This is a genomic window from Pseudomonas spirodelae (genome assembly GCF_034653255.1).
GTDB lineage: Bacteria > Pseudomonadota > Gammaproteobacteria > Pseudomonadales > Pseudomonadaceae > Aquipseudomonas > Aquipseudomonas spirodelae.
The window spans coordinates 1-17,576 of sequence record NZ_JAYEET010000023.1; the positions used below are offsets into that span (position 1 = coordinate 1).

The following is a 17,576-nucleotide window of genomic DNA, read 5'->3' on the forward strand; positions in this document are numbered from 1 at the left end:
GGCTGTAGCCACCGTCATAACCTTCGGCTTTGATTTGCGCCAACAGCGCCTTGGCACTGCGCCGCTGTTGCTTGGGCCGCAGCGAATCGGCTTTTAGCGCCTGCTCCAGCGTGGCGTGAAAAGGGCTGAGTTTGTTGAAGATCGCGCGGCGTTGGTAGACCGGCGGCTTGGCCTCAGGTGCTCTGACCCACTTGCGAATCGTGTTGCGCGCCAACCCGGTGCGCTTGGCTATCTCATGCAGCGACAGCTTGTCGCGGAAATACATCCGGCGAATTTTGCCCATCATTTCCATACTGATCACCCTGTGTTCTCCTGCTCAAAAATTGAGCAGAAGCAGTTGAACACCTGGGTCAGTTTTCAGTCGGCAGAACAGCCTCTACTGGGTCAGTTTTCGGTCAGCGGCAACAGCTCGCGGCGCTTTTGAGGGTTTATGTCTGCTGGAAGTGCACATAAAGCGGCATAATCAGTAGACATAGCGATTGACGGCGGGGCGTTTCGACTAAAAACACTCGCTCACCCATTACAAATGCAATGCGGGTATCTGGCGGGAAGTGGTCACGTACCGCTCAAGATTCCGGTCAAGTCGCCACGTTCTGCTAATGAAGATTTCGGCATCTGGGAAATCGCGCATTACCTGGGCGAACCGTGGCAAGTAGCAGAACGGTTGTGACTCGACTGCAGGTAAGTCGGCGCGCGTTAAAACGGGGTGAAGTGCCCCGTCGAAATCTAGGAAAACAACAACCTTCTTTGCGGTCATTCGTCCCCCTCGGGGGGCGGACGGGGATAGTCGATATCCAGCTTATCGATCTCCATCAGCACCATGTTCGCTGCGAATTTTGCATTTTTGCGCGCATCAAAGTCGGTTTTCCAGCTTTCGCGGCGTACCCGCTCGACGAAGACCTTGGCAATATTGAGGGCATCAGGAAGCGCGCGATGGTGTGCGCCATCCTGCTGGATACCCAGCTCAACCATCGCCCGCTTCATCCCCACATGTTGAACCTTCTTCTTCGGCTTCGGTTTTGCGTCATGGTATTCGAGCTTCAGATTGCGGTGCGCCCAGTCCTCTAGCGGGTTTTCGACTCCGTGATAAGCGCAGTCGCGCTCGATTATTTTCAGGTCGCCAAAACCCCAGCTGGCCCACGTTTTTCCAGGGTAACGGTTGGCAAATTCTGCCAGCGCGGCGGCGGCGTCTGGGAAGCTCACCCCCCCGTCAACTTCGGCCTGGGTGATGTCGAGGAACTCAACGCAGAACTCACTGAGTTTTTGGTCGGCGCGTACCAGGGTTTTGAACGTATCCAGAACCTCACAGCTTGGCGACACCCAGCAGGCGCCGATTTCGATGATTTCATAGCGATAGCTAGGTTGAGGTTCTTTTTCGCAGGTCGCTTCGAGGTCGATGATCAATAACGGGTTCATTCCAGTTTCCACGCTCAAATACTCCTGCTCAATCAGCAAATCTGTAAGCATTTTATTGTGCGGGTATTTCCCAACGAGCCGGGGGAATAAGCGCGTCGAATACCTGTTGAGCGGTGGGCGTACCACGGGCGGTTTTCAGGAAAAAATCAGCAATGACCAGCCGAACTTCAGTGTCGGCGCGTGTGCCTCGATCAGCAGGCAGGTAGTCGGGATCGGCTTTCGGCAGGTCAAAAAACGAACCCCATGATCGCTTAAGGCTTCTCTGATCTGCCAGGCGCTCAAGCAACTCAGAATGTTCTTTTTCCCAACGCTCCAAAAAATACGTCCAGTCATCTGCGTAGTAGCCTTTGGCATAACGGGTACTGCCAGCGCTGGAGATTTCGAAACGGGTTTCAGTCTATTAATTTCTAGAGAGAAAACCATGAGCAAACAACCACAGAACCTAAGTCGACCTAACCCTCATCCAGCACCACGCCCGGTGGTGCCGAACCTGCCAAGCCAAAGGGGAAACAAGTCTGGTGGTGGTCGCGGTAATTACCCGCCGGCTAAATCGAAGTAACCTTGCCAGCACGAAAGGCTCTGCGCTTGAGCCTGTCACTATTCATGGTCATTCAGTTCCACACTGGCTTCCATGCTCCGGCTTTAATTAGCCCCGTGGGACAGAATGACCCTCGGGGAGCCCCCGGCAGGGCTGCATGAGCAGGCCTGTTATTAAGGGGTTAAAAAATCGCTCGAGGGAGTGTAAGTCGCGTGGTCATATTTACTCGCCACTCCGCGAAGTTCTCGACTGGCCTCAACAGATAGGAGCACGCCCCCGGTTGTCGATCGACGCTGATTAGCGTGGCCGTAATGTTTGCGGCTTTTTACTGAAACATGCCCGAGGGCAAGACTGACCTGATCAGGTTCGGCCTCCCCCTTCAGGTCAGCACTGAACTGATGACGTAATGAGTAAGGGCTAACTTTCGACAACCCGGCCTTTTGGCCTGCACGACTCAGTCGCTTTTCAAAAGCACGATTCGGATCAGCGTCCTGGATAGTTATTTCGTCGCCGTGCGCGGAAATCATTTCTAGAAGATGATCGTTTATTACTTTGCCCAGAATTGGCTCCGCTTTGATGCGTAACATACGCTCTGGCTGCCCCGCGCCTGTCAATTCGGAAACCTTTGCACCTTGAATCTTAAAATTAAATGCTTCTCCATCACGCTGAACACATACGCCCATCTTGAGCTCTGCCGGCCTGCACCCACTCAGAATCAAAACAGCTGCCTTCAGCTGATCTGATGGCTTTAGGCTGAGGAAAAGCTGAGCACGCCAATCAGAGGGCAGCCCTTTCAAACTGGCGCGCTTAGACTGTTTCTTGGTTTTATTTGCAGTAAATGGTTCATAGCTGGGCTGTGACGTTTGTAGGTTTCTGCCGTGAAGTTCCATTTTATCACGCAGCTTACGCTTCTCATCGGGGTCGTCCTCACGATCAATGGCGCTCAATACGTTCAGCAGTCGTTGTGCTGTTGCTCGTCGCCACGCATAGCGCGCTACAACCGCTGAGCGCTTAGTGAGGTGATGGTTAATCGCATACTCATACCAGCTGAGGTCGCCTATTCGATCAGCCACTCGCTTGTACTCGGCAAGTGTTGAATCTTTCAGAGGCCGATCCACGATGGCCCGTGCTATCTGCCTGAGAGCACCTTTATCTGTATTAGCAGATTTGCGCATTTAACCCCCCTTGCTTGCCCCCGTTTCGAAGCGCTCGCTACGTGTCCTGCGTCCACTCTACTCGCGTCGGCTGCGCCGATAAACTTCGAAACGGACTTATTTTCGACCGAAAAAAACCGGTCGAAAATAATCGGCAGACCATGCCTATTTTCACGATCCACTCAACTATATGCACTCGCCGTTGGGCAGCTCCGGGGGCCAATGAATTGGCCCCCGGAGTGCATTAAGGATATATACCGCCGCCTCGCGTAAAGGGGGGCGAGTCCTCGCAAGACTGCGGGCCGCACCAAACCCCTTGACCCGAATCAGCAGCAAAGAATCTACGAAAATAGATAAGCCAGTCATAAACAGGCATACCTACTCAATAAAACTTCTTGTTTTGCTTTTCATCGCGTTGTTTTTCATGAATACGCATTACTTGGCATAACTATGCTTAGGATCGCGAAGTCACCGTGCCATTTTTCTAACACGAAAATCTAAACCTACCCCACCCCAGTAGACCAATATCCCCTACAGTCTTGCCCAGTCAATGCTGGGCACTGAGTAGGCCAATGCCATGGCCACCCCACGCCCGCTGATCGACAGCATCATCAACTGCATCCGGTCGCAACCCGGCGAAAACATCCATGACCCGGCCGCCGGCACTGCCGGCTTCCTCATCGCCGCCGACGCCTATAATCGCTGCGCGCATTCCAAAGCAGAGCCCTCCCACGGCCGCGCTGCGACAGCGCAAAATTTAAGCCTGTGCCAGAGGGCTTCAAACTGGCTCCATCGCGTAAAGTACAGCCGGAGTAAATATCGAATTAAATAGGCTGTATGAGTAGTGCCGCGAGGGAGAGCAATTAAGCGTGAGCCACTACCGTAAGTTTTGTCGGCGGTGAGCCGTTGACTGTTCGGGTACTGGAAATCACTGTTTTGAGCTCAGCCGAGCCATTCGAGGTGCGCCTTTTCACTTCAGAACTCTTTATTTGAGCAGGATCTGACTACGGCAGGATATGGGCAAAGTGAATAGCCCCGGACTCCCAGAGACGACAAAACCCCATGAGGATGATCAGCAGGTGGAGCTGCATCGTCGTCGTGCCGAGCTTACGAGCAGGTCCCCCAATGAGAGCGCTAGGATGTGCCGCTTAGAAAAGTCCTTCCTATGCCGAGGTTGGGATACCGACCTACAGGACTGTCAAAAAAGTATGAGCTGCTTTGGGCAGTCACCGTGCTTTCAGACAATCGAGTGGCCTCCTCATCACTTATGAACGCCAAACACGCGAGATGCTCGTGTCTCTCATCCTTGAGGACGTGGGTGGCAAACCACGCCAAGGGATTGGGTACTTCTTGCGCGAGCTGCGTGAGCTCATCTCGATTCAGCCCTTCCAGTCTCAGCACCAGACACCCTGGTCGTGTTCCAGTCATTTGTGTCCGCACCGCATGCTTTGCAGTCTTCGACATGGCATCGAGTATCTGGAGCTTCCGACCACTGCAAACCTCAATACAGAACCCAGAGGGAGTGCTGCCCCCAATAAAGTAAGCTCGCGGACCTTCGAGGTCACCCCATTCACGAGCTGCGAGACCACTAACCAGATGAGTTAAGGCTTGAGGATCAGCCACATCATCAGGAGTCATCATCCGGCTAAACGCCAAGAGTGCGCCGGACTCAGTCGAGCCCTGCCCGTCACGAATAGCAGCCATTACTTCTGCGACCAGCGTGTCTAAGGCCTTATGGGAGGTAGGAAGCCTTTTGGGGACCCGAACCTTCAAGGCCATTAGCTCTTTCGGGCCGAGAACAGAGGTGAGCTCACGCATCATCCGATAGAGGAACTCGCTAGCCTCCGATTCGGTGATTGGGCGCCCCTTGTCCGCGGAGCATGATTTGCACTCGACCTCAAACGATAAAAAACCTTCTGTGGATGCCAGGATATCGAACGTCTCATCGCCGGAACTCTCGTCTGGCCACTCGATCTGGGCCCCTCGCTTATGCAGGGTCATGGCCGTGAGGTGTTCGAACCGCAGTGCTCGCATATCGATTGGGTTTGCAAAGGCTCCGGACACGCGTCCCAGATAGGCTTTCCTGCCCCTCTCGTCTAGGGCTTTGCTGACCAGACCGCAGACCTGGGCTGCAAACCCCATAGCCAACTGAACTGATGGCCAAACCTCACTACCCAAGATGGACATGCCGCCGCGTTCAAAATGACTGAGCCCATAAGCAATCATGAAGGCGGACTCAATCCTCTCGGCGGATAGGGGGTTAGCCCTGAGTTGCATTTGAAGCTGAGAAGTGGCCTTCAACCACGGTTTGTCAGGGAAGAGGTCAACGAACCTGGCGTATACCTCTGGGAAGTCAATTTCCTGAAGTTCTGCAAGCATTGCTGGCCCTCGAATCCAAGGGAATGGGGACCGTGCCGGCTGCCATTCGCCAATTACGTTTACCCAATTTTGCCATGTGAGAAGTCCCGGCGAGTGGTTTAGAGTCCGTTGATTTAGAGCGCACAGGCTCCGATTGAAATCGGGCAACCTTTCCAGACTGAGAAAAGGTTAAGCACTTGGGATCAAAGCGTTCCTAGGGGCGATTCACACCTTCATGCTGGCAGGTCAGTACCGTGCCTTAGAAGACGAATGGGGTTACATCGATCTTGTGGGTGGCGCCCGCTATTGGGGCTTGAACACCGATATAAATGTCAGCCTGGGCACTCTGTTTTCGGTAGATGGCAGTGACAAAGAAAGCTGGGTGGATCCAGTTATTGGCCTAAAAGGCACCTATCACCTTGGCGAACGGACCTATTTCACCGGGTGGGCCATGGTTGGTGGTTTTGATGTGGGCTCTAGATTCAGCTCTGACTTAATGGGCGCACTTGGCTACAAATTAACTGATCAAAGCGCTCTCTTACTGGCCTACCGCAGGGTAGAGGTTGATTACACCTCATCAGACTTTATCTTCGATGCCACTCTGCAGGGCCCGGCAATCGGCTGGGATTATCGTTTCTGAGTTGATCTTCGTTTCCAGCCCTGGGTAATCGGGCGCAGTACATTCAGGTTTGGCTGAACCCACGCCCGCAGACCTCTTAGTCAGCCGACCCCAAGCAACCGACTACGAGTGCCCATACAAAATTCGTTGTTGAGTAACGCGGCGGTCAATGCGCAGATTCGTCATCACATACCCATAGCAAGGCATGATCATCGGTGGCGGTGCAGCAGGCGGTATTCTCGCGGGCCTTGGCTTCTCGCTCATCTGTGGACCCGGCGCCCCGTTCTGCGCCATCGCCCTGGTGCTAGCGGGTGGAGCAGTAGGCGGGATCGCAGGTGGGGTTGCAGCAGACGCCCTGGATGACGAACTTGAGGAGTTTTCCAAGTGGCAAGTATTTTGACGCGCGAGAAGCGCACTCGCTTGTGGGCAGCGCTATCGGATGCCTTCGTCGACAACGAAGTCGACTACAGCTCCATCGCTCGGCAGTTGGCAGGATTTGACCTCGCCACGATAGAGGTCGCGTTCTTCGAGGAAGTGGCTCCCGTTTGCTATTCCAACCTGCAGGCCCCCATCCCACCGATCTGGACAGCATTCGACAACGCCTGGCTCACCGAGGCTATCGAGAGCACTCAGGAAGCCCGCCGCGGCTCGACCTTTCGCCGCCTGCGCGATCAGGCCTTCATGACCTACCTTCGTTATCGACTCAAGGATGAGTGGCTGAGCATTGAGCGCGAGCTAGATCGCCAAAGCGCGGCCGACGCTGGCAAATGAGCAGCTCCCGCAAACGCCGAATCGCTAGCCGAAAGTTCTTATAAACGGGCTCGCACTGTGCCTGATTGCCGCGACCACATGCGGTGCCCGCTCGCATAACTCGGTCGAACGAGCCAGTACCCGTTCCAGCGCGCTCAACTGCTCGCGGATCACTTCTTCTGGATGCGCCACATCGCAGACCTTAGCGAAGTCCAGCAGCCCTTGGCGCGAGGCAAAGAGCGACTTATTGCCTACAAGATCCAACGCCAATACGTCCTCTGGAATGTAGGCCGTGGTGTTGACGATATCGTAGGCAGGTGCGAGCCGTGCATCGCGCTGGGCAGGGTCGGAATACAGCAGCCCGAAGTTCTTCAGATGAGCGTCGCCGTTGCCGACGATGCAGCTCAAGGTAACCATGGCGAATAGCTGCGCCAGTGAACCCTGCACCTGCTCGGACGGGCAGTACAGTCGGATAGCTTTGGCGATAGCCGAATAGCTCTTGCTGTATTTTTGCTCCGCTGCCAGCCCCATCAGTGCCGCCATGTCCTCAAAGCCGATCGGGTTCAGCTGCTCATCGCGGTCGAAGCGACGCATCACGAACAGCTTGGCGTTGGCGGACAGATAGAATTCCGGCACCGCAATGCCCGCTTCCTTGGCCACGGACATGCAAAGGTACTCATTGATCGCCAGCCCCGGAAACTCATTCCGGCCGCTCTTGATGATCAAGTCAGAGGTTTTCGAGGTGAAGCGCTGTGGCGCGGAATCCTGATGCTCTGGCACCAGTACCTTGGGCTGCACGCCCGATATACCGGCGCGCAGGATGTAACGATCCACCAGGCCAGCAAAAATATCCTCGGCACCATCCCAGGCCAGGATTTCTTCCAGCTTTTCGCCAGGGAACTGCTGACGTGCCAGCAGCGCATCGACCTCAGGCGAACTGACCGCTACCCGCCCGATAGGCGAACTACTGCCAGACAGTGCCAGCAGCAGCATTGGGTCAACGCTCGTCACCTTGGCCAAACGATTACGCAACTGCTCCAGGACGTAGCCTTCCGGCAGGTTCATCTGGAAAATGGGATGCAGTTCCCGATGGCGGTATTCATCCAGGCGCACCGGCATCAGCAAGCTGATCGCTGCCTGCGCCTTGGCATCCTCGTGGTAGCGAAACAGGTAGTCCCCGGCGCTGGTGAGGATCTTCCCGCTCTCGCCTTGTGGTGTTGCAACCTGCAGCACGGCCGGCATCAATCGAATACTCCATGGATTTCATCCAGCGTGGGCATGGCTGCCGACACCACAGTGAGCTCAGCGTCGAGGGCCGCCAGTACGCGTGCATAGGCCATCATCCCCACCGAGAGGTCGCCCTTCTCAATAGCGATAACCTTTTGCCGAGTGATGCCAGCCAGTGAAGCCAGCGCGGCCTGAGTCAACCCGCGATTGCAGCGGCGCTGCCGAAGCTGATCGCCGAGGCGCTGCGTGATTAGGGAATAGTCCATGTCATGAATACGTTACTTAATTGGTTGAATGTAACGTATACCTGACCTGGCAGAAAATCAACGCCGTAGCGGATACTCAGCCGCGGAAGCGCTAAGGGGTTTGTGAGCCGAATAGCCTGACTATTCGGCTCACGCAATAAGCCGAATGTCGCCGTTGAATACGTTCGTCCAATTACGCTTAGTTTCGGTACTATCCGGTTAACTCAGGATTACTGCAGGTTGAGAAATGGACTTCACCCCTGTCATCGCCCAGGTCTGGGGCATGCTGGCTTGGTTTATCCCGGGCGTATTGCTGATCGGCCTGCTCAAGTCGCCTTGGGCCAAGGGCTATATAGGCGAGCTTCTGGTGCGCCTGTTCGCTCACTTGCAGCTGGATAAGCAAACCTACCGCCGCCTGCATAACGTAACGCTGAACACGCCCGACGGCACCACGCAGATCGACCACGTATTCCTCTCGCCCTACGGCATCTTTGTGCTGGAAACGAAGAACATGAGTGGCTGGATCTTCGGCAGCGAGAAGCAGGAGCAGTGGACGCAAAAGCTCTACAAGCGCACGTTTAAATTCCAGAACCCGCTGCGGCAGAACTACAAACACCTCAAAGCGCTTGAAGCGACCCTTGGCGTTAATCCCGAGCGCCTGCACTCGGTCATCACCTTTGTCGGCGGCAGCACCTTTAAAACCGAAGTGCCGGCCAACGTGACCCAAGGCATTGGCTTTATCCGCTATATCAAGTCATTCCAGCAGCAGGTATTTGGCGAGGCTGAAGTCGACGCCATGCTACATGCCCTGCAAACCGGCCGCCGCGCGCCGACTCTCGCCACCCACCGTGAGCACGTGCAAAACCTTAAACGCAGAAGTGATCCGACAGCCGAGCGGCAATGCCCGAAATGCGGCAGCGCCCTAGTTATTCGCACCCGTAAAACAGGGGCCAATGTCGGCCAACAATTCTGGAGCTGTACAACCTTCCCCAAATGCAAAACCATGCAAAGCCTTTAGCACGCGGCCCAAACATCAATCCTGCGCCTGGAGTCGCAATGTCCGTCCCAACCTACGACCAGTTTATTGAGCCGATCCTGCGCTACCTGGCCGCAACGCCCGAAGGTGCGACAGCACGTGACGCCCACGAGGCCTCTGCCGACTCGCTGAACCTCTCGGAAGCACAGCGCCAAGAGCTGATTGCCAGCGGCCAGGCCACCTACAAAAACCGCGCAGGCTGGGCACATGACCGCCTTAAGCGCGCCGGGTTGTCCAGCAGCGCCAAGCGTGGCTACTGGAAACTGACTGACGCTGGCATTGCCTATGCCGCGCAGCATCCCTACCCGCTGACTGCAGATAAAGTCGAACAGCTCGCCATCGGCTTTATGAATGTAAAACTCAAGACCCCGACTGATGCTGTCCCACTCGACGGGCAAGAACATCCTGCGCCTGCCGCCAGCTCAGCCACTGTCAGCCCTGATGATCGTTTGGAGCAGGCTTTGAGTGAACTGCGCGAAGCAACGGCTGCAGACCTGCTGGATAACCTCCTGCAAGTCAGTCCAAACCGCTTTGAAGTCATCGTATTGGATGTGCTGCACAGCCTTGGCTACGGCGCTAGCCGCAACGATCTGCAGCGTGTTGGCGGCAGCGGTGATGGCGGTATCGACGGCGTGATCTCACTCGACAAACTCGGCCTGGAAAAAGTCTACGTCCAGGCCAAACGCTGGCAAGGCACTGTTGGCCGCCCAGAGTTACAGGCCTTCTATGGCGCACTCGCCGGACAGAAAGCCAAGCGCGGCGTTTTTATTACCACATCAGGCTTTACAGCACAGGCAATCGACTTCTCACGTTCCGTAGAAGGCATGGTGCTGGTTGATGGCACTCGGCTGGTCAACCTGATGATGGATCACGAGGTTGGTGTTACGTCGCGTTTACTCAAACTGCCAAAGCTGGATAGCGACTACTTCGATGAGGAGTAACTTTGCGAGTAATAGCCCCTCACCTTTTCCAGAACTTATCCAGAACCCGGAATCGAATTTCTCGGGGAAATAAATTACACGTTTAAGGACGAAAAAATGATCTCACTTAGTGAGGGAGAAGAAGCTCTAGACGAGCTGATTTCTTCTTTGACAACAGACAGTGACATGAATGAAGCCCAAACTAGATTCCATATTATAGACAAAATTTTATTCGACTGCTTAAACTGGGATAGACAGGCATCGCAAGTAGAAAAATCAGAAGATGGTACATTTAGCGACTATGAACTTGGGAAACCAAGAATTGCCATTCTCGAAGCCAAACGAGAGGGTAGAACATTCGAAATACCAGCGGGGCTCCCCAAGAATCTTGTTACTGACCTAAAGTCATTAATTCGCATAAGCAACGAAGCATCTGACGCTATAAAGCAAGCACATCAATACTGCAGCCAGCGCGGAGTACCTCTTGCAATAGTTAGCAATGGTCACCAGTACATAATTTTCTTGGCATCTCGGCAAGATGGCATTTCCATTTTCGATGGGAAAGCCGTTGTCTTTACGAGTCTCGCCCACCTGAAAGAAAACTTTCACATTGCTTGGCAAATTCTTTCGCCAGCGGGCGTTAAAGAAAAAAACATATACAGATACCTCACATTAGGAAAAAGCACAGTACCAAACAAACTTTCATCAAAACTAACAAACTATCCGACCATCCGATATACAAGCGAACTACAATCCACACTACGCCAACTCTCCGAGCTTTTCTTACAAGACATTATTGAGTCCAGTGAAATCGAGAAAAGATTTTTTTCTGAATGCTACTGCGAGAGCGGAGCACTATCGAAATATGCACTGCTAAGCAAAAATATACTCGAAGCCAGATATGCATCTTTATTTAAAATAGACGAACCAACCCCACACATATCACCAATAAAAGAAAAGAGAGGAGTAAATCTCTCACCTGACATCCTCTCGGAAGCCATCACTAGAAGACCGATAGTGCTGCTCGGCGATGTAGGTGTTGGGAAAACTTCGTTTGTCAAAAACTTGATGTACAATAGCGCCCAAGAAGAGTTCAAGAACGCAATCTATATATACATTGACCTTGGTTCAAAAGCAGCACTGACTGACGACTTAAAAACGTACGTACTAAACGAAATAGAAAGCCAACTATTAAAAGTTTATGAAATAGATGTTAATTCATATAAATTCATAAAAGGCATCTACGCTTCAGAAATACATCGCTTTTCAACAGGGCTCTGGGGTGCCAAGCGAGAGAGCGACCCCGCCCTGTATGAAACAAAACTATTTGAGATGCTTGAAATCGAGACAAAACAAAAAGACCAGCACTTAAAGCGATCAATAAATGCCTATTCAAAATCCACTCAACGCCAAATAATTATCTCTTTAGATAATGCAGACCAACGTGATTATGACATCCAACAAGGCGCTTTCATCATATCCCAAGAGTTAGCCAAAGACTGGAGCGCGACAGTATTCATATCAGTCAGACCGCAAACCTTCTTCAAATCAAAGAGATCCGGAGCACTTTCCGCCTATCCACATAAAGTCTTTACCATATCACCACCAAGAATAGACACAGTCATTCAAAAGAGATTGATTTTTGCCCTAGGAATGGCCGAAGGGAACATTCCGATAGAAACTATGAATTATGTAAAAATTAACGCCGGGAACCTAGCCATGTTCCTCAAGGCGTTAGTCTCTTCACTATCTGAAAACTCTGAGCTTTATGAATTTCTATCTAACATCACGGGAGGAAACATCCGAAGCGCGATTGAGTTCGTGACCGGATTTATTGGCAGTCCAAATATTGACGCAGAGAAGATCATAAGAATCATGGGAGAAGAAGGACGATATAGAATCCCACTCCACGAATTCACTAAATCAGCACTTTTGGGAGACTACTCCCACTACAACCCAGACACATCCATCGCAATGAATATATTCGATGTATCTAGCGCTGATACTGGTGAACATTTTATAGTCCCTATACTCATAGCCTTCCTAAACACACAAGGAAGACATAGGGACAATGACGGGTTCTGCTCATCTTCGACACTGACCGAAGAACTACAGAACCACGGATATACTGCAGAGCAAATATCCAACGCGCTCAGAAGATGCACAAACAAAAAATTAATAGAAACATCGCAACGTATAACATTCGAAGAAGACGCAAATGGTGCATTAATCGGAGATATGCCGGAATCATTCCGAATAACCACAATCGGCGCATATCATCTTAAACGCTGGATCGGGACTTTTACATATCTTGACGCCATGGTTTTCGACACCCCGATTCTTGATCAAGAGATTAATGACCAGCTGAAAGAAGACGTCAATTCATTAGCAATAGATGCTCGGTACAAAAGAGCATCAACTTTCAAAAACTACCTCACCACACAATGGACAGCTCTTTCAAACAGGCCAAACTACTGGGACTTCATAGAGGCCGTTAACGAAGCAAGTAACTCATTTGAAAATGTCAAAAAAGCGGTCAATACAAATGGTCGATAACGTAAGAAATACTCTTTAATTTGCGCCTTTCCAAGAAGTAAAAAGTGTATGCCGTCTGCTCGCAAGGGGTGATGGCATACATGCGACTTCGCGAGAAAAGTGGTAATAGGAGAAAGGTTTATTCTCTCTGATGCTTCCGTGAGCCGAGAGCTGTTAGCCAAACGCATGAAGCGGCTAAGCTTTGGCCGTTTCGCGGTACAAAAAACAGTACACCAGCAGTACAGTGCCCAGCTTGTATCCGTTTCGCCAAATTACGCTCAACACCAGTAATCACGCTACTTTCAACTAACTGTACCTGCGCTAAGCTACGCACGATTTCACTGGGCTTGCAGCGTTTCTAGGTAACTCATAATCCTTTGGTCCACGGTTCGAGTCCGTGTGGGCCCACCATAGAAAACAAAGAGTTAGGCCAGCCTTCGAGCTGGCCTTTTTCTTTTCTGCGCTAAAAGGTTTTTGGGTCACTCTATTGCTCGTCACTGAAGCTGAATGCCGTTCCCGCACATACCTCCTCAGCGCCCACTCTGGTCGAGTTTCCTCTACCCCTGACTGAGGCCTTAGCGTTTGGCAGGCTTGTGATGCAGTCCCATTGGTGTGGTTGCGAGATCGCCATGTCTGTTTGGCTGCTATTAACGCCAGTCGCCAAGGAGGTCGGCCGAAAGCGCGAGCTTGCGTTAGCTCGTGTGCTGGACGGCGAGGAGGGGTGTTGTGCTTAGGTGTTTGGAGTAGTTGCCCAGAATGCAAAACCCCCGGCAGGGCCGGGGGTTTTGGTGTTACTCGTCGAGGAAGGAGCGCAGGTGTTCGCTTCTCGTCGGGTGGCGCAGCTTACGCAGCGCCTTGGCTTCGATCTGACGAATCCGCTCACGCGTTACATCGAACTGTTTACCAACTTCCTCGAGGGTGTGGTCGGTATTCATGTCGATGCCGAAGCGCATGCGCAGTACTTTGGCTTCACGTGCGGTGAGGCCGGAGAGTACGTCGCGAGTCGCTTCTTTAAGGCTCTCTACGGTGGCAACATCGATTGGCGACTGCATGGTCGAGTCTTCGATGAAGTCGCCCAGATGCGAGTCTTCGTCGTCACCGATCGGGGTCTCCATGGAGATCGGCTCTTTAGCAATCTTCAATACCTTGCGGATCTTGTCCTCAGGCATTTCCATGCGTTCGCCCAGCTCTTCCGGGGTCGGTTCGCGACCCATTTCCTGCAACATCTGTCGGGAAATACGGTTGAGCTTGTTGATCGTCTCGATCATGTGCACCGGAATACGGATGGTGCGGGCCTGGTCGGCGATCGAGCGAGTGATCGCCTGACGGATCCACCAGGTAGCATAAGTCGAGAATTTGTAGCCGCGACGGTATTCGAACTTGTCTACCGCTTTCATCAAGCCGATGTTGCCTTCCTGGATCAAGTCGAGGAACTGCAGGCCACGATTGGTGTACTTCTTGGCAATCGAGATCACCAGGCGCAGGTTGGCTTCAACCATCTCTTTCTTCGCGCGGCGGGCCTTGGCCTCACCGATCGACATGCGACGGTTGATGTCCTTGATTTCAGCCAGGGTCAGCTCGCACTCGGCTTCCAAGGCAGAAAGCTTTTGCTGGCAGCGCTGGATGTCGCCTTGCAGGTTGCCGATGGCTTCTGCGTACTTGGCTTTGCCTTTGGCTAGGCCAGCGGCCCATTCCTGGTCAACTTCGTTGCCTGGGAAGAGCTTGAGGAAGTCCGCACGCGGCATCCGTGCATCACGAACGCAGAGCTGCATGATCGCGCGTTCTTGGGCGCGCAGGCGCTCAAGAGAGCTACGAACGCGTACAACCAGCGCTTCGTACTGCTTGGGTATCAGCTTGATTGGCATGAACAGCTCGGCCATTTCTTTCAGCGCGGCAATGCCTTGCTTGCTGTTGCGGCCATGCTTCTTCAGTACTTTCTTAGCGGCTTCAAGGGCTTCGCCAATCGCGGTGAAGCGGCGCAGAGCCTCTTCAGGGTCCGGACCACCGTCGCCTTCTTCTTCCTCTTCGTCACTGTCACTGTCATCACTGTCGTCGTCGCTGTCTTTGTCAGCGTCGCCGTCTGTGGTGGGGACAGGTGCGGCTGCTTCGGCCGGGGCGATACCATCGTCCGGGTCGATATAGCCGTTGAAGACTTCAACCAAACGGCCACCGTCGGTGGTGACACGGGTGTACTCGGCAAGAATGCTGTCGACAGTACCGGGGAAATGGGCGATAGCGCCCATCACTTCACGGATGCCTTCCTCGATGCGTTTGGCGATTTCGATCTCGCCTTCGCGGGTCAGCAATTCTACGGTGCCCATTTCACGCATATACATGCGTACCGGGTCCGTCGTGCGGCCGATATCCGTCTCAACCGCCGCCAACGCTGCAGCGGCTTCTTCAGCGGCAGCCTCGTCGGTGTCGGCGTCGGCCAGCATAAGAGAATCCTTATCTGGCGCAACCTCGAATACGTTGATCCCCATGTCGTTAATCATGCGGATGATGTCTTCCACCTGCTCCGGATCAGAAATATCTTCCGGCAGGTGGTCGTTGACCTCTGCGTAAGTCAGGTAACCCTGCTCACGACCCAGTGTGATCAACTCTTTGATACGAGACTGTTGTTGCGCTTTTCCGGACATAACACCCTATCCACTGAAGGTCTTGGCGGGCAAAAAACAAGCCGCGGATTATACCCGAGTAGTTCCCCTAAGCGCCAGTTGGGCTTGGGATTACTGGTGATGCATTACGGCTCAGCAAGTTGCGCAGCTGGTCTTTCTCTTCTGCGCTCAACTCACTTTGACGGGCTTTGCGCAGCAAATGTTCCAAGCTGCGCTCGCGTTGGCGGGCTACCAAACTAGTTATAGTGTCGAAAAACTGTTGTTCAAGGTTGTCGGCTGAAATTAGCCATTCCTTTTCTGCCAGGGCGCGTAACAGGCGGCCCTGTTCGGTGCCGTGCCAGCGCGCGATCAGCTGCAGTGAGCGCAAGTTCGGGCTCTTCTGTAGTGCGCCCAGCAAGGCGACCAGCAATTGTGCGTAGGTGTCGTCTTCGGCAGCGAAGTGGCTGACATCTTCGACTTTTTGCGCCAGCTGCGGGTGATGCAGCAGGGTGCGCAGGGCGCTCAGGTGTGGCGACTCGACGCTGACTGCGGTGCGGGGTGCGCGCGGAGCAAACTCGCCTTGGCCCTTTTTGCTCCACTTGCCGCCATCTTTCTTCCAGTTGCCCTTGCTGCCCTTGCCGTTGTTGCGCTCGAGTTGTGGCGTCGGGCTGGGGTTTTCGTATTCGTTGCGGCTCGGCTCGACATCGTAATAGGCGCTATCGGGGATGTCGGTGTAATCCGGATAGTCGCTGGGCGGTGCGCTGCTGTGGCTGGGTTGGTTGCTGCGTGCGGTCGGAGTGGGCGGCGGTGTGGCGTCCGCAGAGAGGCCGGTGATCTCGCTCAGGCGCTGGCGCATGAGGATGCGCAGGTTGTTGCCGGGAATCTTATCGATCAGCGGTGCGGCCAGCGTCATCAGGTGCGCTTTGCCTTCCAGTGAGCGCGGGTCAGCTTCTTCGCTGAGTTGCTGGAAGAAGTAGTCGGCCAGTGGTTGGGCGTGCTGATTGATGCGGGCGCGAAAGGCGTCGGTGCCTTCGCTGCGCACTAGCGTGTCGGGGTCTTCGCCGTCAGGCAGGAACAGGAAGCGTGCGCGGCGGCCATCTTGCAGGCTCGACAGGGTAGCCTCCAGAGCGCGCCAAGCGGCATTGCGCCCGGCTGCGTCGCCGTCGAAGCAGAACAGTACGCTCGGTACGACGCGGAACAGGCGCTTGAGGTGTTCTTCGCTGGTGGCGGTGCCGAGGGTGGCGACGGCGTTGCGTAAGCCTTGCTGGGCCAGGGCGATGACGTCCATGTAGCCTTCAACCACCATGATCTCGTCAAGATCGCGGTTGTGCTTGCGCGCTTCAAACAGGCCGTAGAGTTCCTGGCCCTTGTGGAACACTGGGGTTTCCGGGGAGTTCAGGTACTTCGGTTTTTCGTCGCCCAATACGCGGCCGCCGAAGGCGATCACTCGGCCACGGCTGTCGCGAATGGGGAACATGATGCGGTCGCGAAAACGGTCGTAGCGCTTGCCGCTTTCGGCGTTCTCGATCAGCAGGCCGGCGTCGATCATCGCCTTTTGTTGCAGGCTATCGCTGGCTAAGTGCTTGAGTAGGTTGTCCCAGCCGGGCGGGGCGAAGCCCATGCCGAAGTCGCGGGCGATTTCGCCGGAGAGGCCGCGGCCTTTCAGGTAGTCGATTGCCGCTTTGCGCTGCGGGTGGTTTTTCAGGGCCTGTTTATAGAACTCGGCGGCAGCCGTCAGTAGCGGGTAAAGCGGTGAGTCGGTGGGCTGGCGTGGCTTGTTATTGCGTCCGCCTTCCTCGCGTGGCACTTCCATGCCGGCGCGCTTGGCCAGGTCCTCGATGGCCTGGGGAAAGTCCAGCTGGTCGTGGTCCATGACAAAGCCCAAGGCGTTGCCACCGGCGCCGCAGCCAAAGCAGTAGTAGAACTGTTTATCCGGGCTGACGCTGAACGAGGGGGTCTTTTCTTTGTGGAACGGGCAGCAGGCGGTGTAGTTCTTGCCGGCTTTTTTCAGTTGGACGCGCGAGGCCACCACGTCGACGATGTCGGTGCGGTTGAGCAGATCATCGATAAAGGACTGTGGGATCAGGCCGGCCATAGGCGCTCAGAATACTGTTATGCGCCGAGGCAGAACAGGTAGGGGCAAAAACTAAAAGACTCCGTCGTCGCCCGAAGGTTACGCGG

At 54.0% G+C, this 17,576-nt stretch carries 14 protein-coding genes and 3 pseudogenes; 7 read left to right on the top strand and 10 right to left on the bottom strand.

What is annotated here, in order from left to right:
* From SOP97_RS07150 to SOP97_RS07165, 5 genes and pseudogenes are all read right to left on the bottom strand, one after another.
* Nucleotides 1-283 (bottom strand): annotated as a pseudogene (locus tag SOP97_RS07150) (IS21 family transposase); the annotation flags it as partial.
* A 237-nt stretch (nucleotides 284-520) separates the two neighbouring features.
* Nucleotides 521-757 (bottom strand): HAD domain-containing protein, encoded by a 237-nt coding sequence (locus SOP97_RS20360; protein WP_411912040.1) that lies wholly within the window; start codon nucleotides 755-757, stop codon nucleotides 521-523.
* A complete protein-coding gene (locus tag SOP97_RS07155; RefSeq protein ID WP_322948766.1) occupies nucleotides 754-1,416 on the bottom strand; it encodes a 3'-5' exonuclease in 663 nt (220 codons plus the stop codon). Before SOP97_RS07155 ends, SOP97_RS20360 begins: the two co-directional genes overlap by 4 nt.
* A 52-nt stretch (nucleotides 1,417-1,468) precedes the next feature.
* Entirely contained in the window at nucleotides 1,469-1,732 is a 264-nt protein-coding gene (locus SOP97_RS07160; RefSeq protein WP_322948767.1) for a hypothetical protein, read from the bottom strand.
* Between the two features lie 395 nt (nucleotides 1,733-2,127).
* The gene (locus SOP97_RS07165) at nucleotides 2,128-3,129 is read right to left on the bottom strand and encodes a tyrosine-type recombinase/integrase (RefSeq protein ID WP_322948768.1); all 1,002 of its coding nucleotides are present in this window, start codon (nucleotides 3,127-3,129) and stop codon (nucleotides 2,128-2,130) included.
* Between the two features lie 562 nt (nucleotides 3,130-3,691).
* On the opposite strand from SOP97_RS07165, the pseudogene SOP97_RS07170 reads away from it, so the two are divergent.
* A pseudogene (locus SOP97_RS07170) lies at nucleotides 3,692-3,940 on the top strand (N-6 DNA methylase); the annotation flags it as partial.
* 302 nt (nucleotides 3,941-4,242) lie between these two features.
* Here SOP97_RS07170 and SOP97_RS07175 read toward each other — a convergent pair.
* Nucleotides 4,243-5,487 carry a hypothetical protein gene (locus SOP97_RS07175; protein ID WP_322948769.1) on the bottom strand — a complete coding sequence of 415 codons (1,245 nt, stop codon included), beginning with the start codon at nucleotides 5,485-5,487 and terminating at the stop codon, nucleotides 4,243-4,245.
* Nucleotides 5,488-5,701: 214 nt separating this feature from the next.
* Between SOP97_RS07175 and SOP97_RS07180 the strand changes: the two genes are divergently transcribed.
* The 3 genes and pseudogenes from SOP97_RS07180 to SOP97_RS07190 all read left to right on the top strand — a co-directional run bounded on the left by SOP97_RS07180 (nucleotide 5,702) and on the right by SOP97_RS07190 (nucleotide 6,856).
* A complete protein-coding gene (locus SOP97_RS07180; protein WP_322948770.1) occupies nucleotides 5,702-6,106 on the top strand; it encodes a hypothetical protein in 405 nt (134 codons plus the stop codon).
* Nucleotides 6,107-6,284: 178 nt separating this feature from the next.
* Nucleotides 6,285-6,485 (top strand): annotated as a pseudogene (locus tag SOP97_RS07185) (hypothetical protein); the annotation flags it as partial.
* Nucleotides 6,482-6,856, top strand: coding sequence for a DUF7079 family protein (locus tag SOP97_RS07190; protein ID WP_459349892.1), 375 nt, complete (start codon nucleotides 6,482-6,484; stop codon nucleotides 6,854-6,856). The pseudogene SOP97_RS07185 and the gene SOP97_RS07190, both read left to right, overlap by 4 nt.
* Before the next feature lie 24 nt (nucleotides 6,857-6,880).
* Here SOP97_RS07190 and SOP97_RS07195 read toward each other — a convergent pair whose 3' ends face one another.
* Both SOP97_RS07195 and SOP97_RS07200 read right to left on the bottom strand, forming a co-directional pair.
* A complete protein-coding gene (locus SOP97_RS07195; protein WP_322948772.1) occupies nucleotides 6,881-8,077 on the bottom strand; it encodes a type II toxin-antitoxin system HipA family toxin in 1,197 nt (398 codons plus the stop codon).
* A complete protein-coding gene (locus SOP97_RS07200; protein ID WP_322948773.1) occupies nucleotides 8,077-8,328 on the bottom strand; it encodes a helix-turn-helix domain-containing protein in 252 nt (83 codons plus the stop codon). The genes SOP97_RS07195 and SOP97_RS07200 overlap by 1 nt, the downstream gene beginning before the upstream one ends.
* A 226-nt stretch (nucleotides 8,329-8,554) precedes the next feature.
* Between SOP97_RS07200 and SOP97_RS07205 the strand changes: the two genes are divergently transcribed.
* From SOP97_RS07205 to SOP97_RS07215, 3 genes are all read left to right on the top strand, one after another.
* Entirely contained in the window at nucleotides 8,555-9,325 is a 771-nt protein-coding gene (locus SOP97_RS07205; protein ID WP_322948774.1) for a nuclease-related domain-containing protein, read from the top strand.
* Nucleotides 9,326-9,363: 38 nt separating this feature from the next.
* Nucleotides 9,364-10,284: a restriction endonuclease gene (locus SOP97_RS07210; RefSeq protein WP_322948775.1), complete on the top strand. Its 921-nt coding sequence runs from the start codon at nucleotides 9,364-9,366 to the stop codon at nucleotides 10,282-10,284.
* A gap of 96 nt (nucleotides 10,285-10,380) precedes the next feature.
* Nucleotides 10,381-12,819, top strand: a complete 2,439-nt coding sequence (locus SOP97_RS07215) for a hypothetical protein (protein ID WP_322948776.1) — start codon at nucleotides 10,381-10,383, stop codon at nucleotides 12,817-12,819.
* Nucleotides 12,820-13,589: 770 nt separating this feature from the next.
* On the opposite strand, the gene rpoD is transcribed toward SOP97_RS07215, so the two are convergent.
* Both rpoD and dnaG read right to left on the bottom strand, forming a co-directional pair.
* Complete coding sequence (gene rpoD / locus SOP97_RS07220) at nucleotides 13,590-15,437, bottom strand: RNA polymerase sigma factor RpoD (RefSeq protein WP_274089060.1); 1,848 nt, start codon at nucleotides 15,435-15,437, stop codon at nucleotides 13,590-13,592.
* A 67-nt stretch (nucleotides 15,438-15,504) separates the two neighbouring features.
* Entirely contained in the window at nucleotides 15,505-17,490 is a 1,986-nt protein-coding gene (dnaG, locus tag SOP97_RS07225; RefSeq protein ID WP_322948777.1) for a DNA primase, read from the bottom strand.
* Nucleotides 17,491-17,576: the final 86 nt, after the last annotated feature.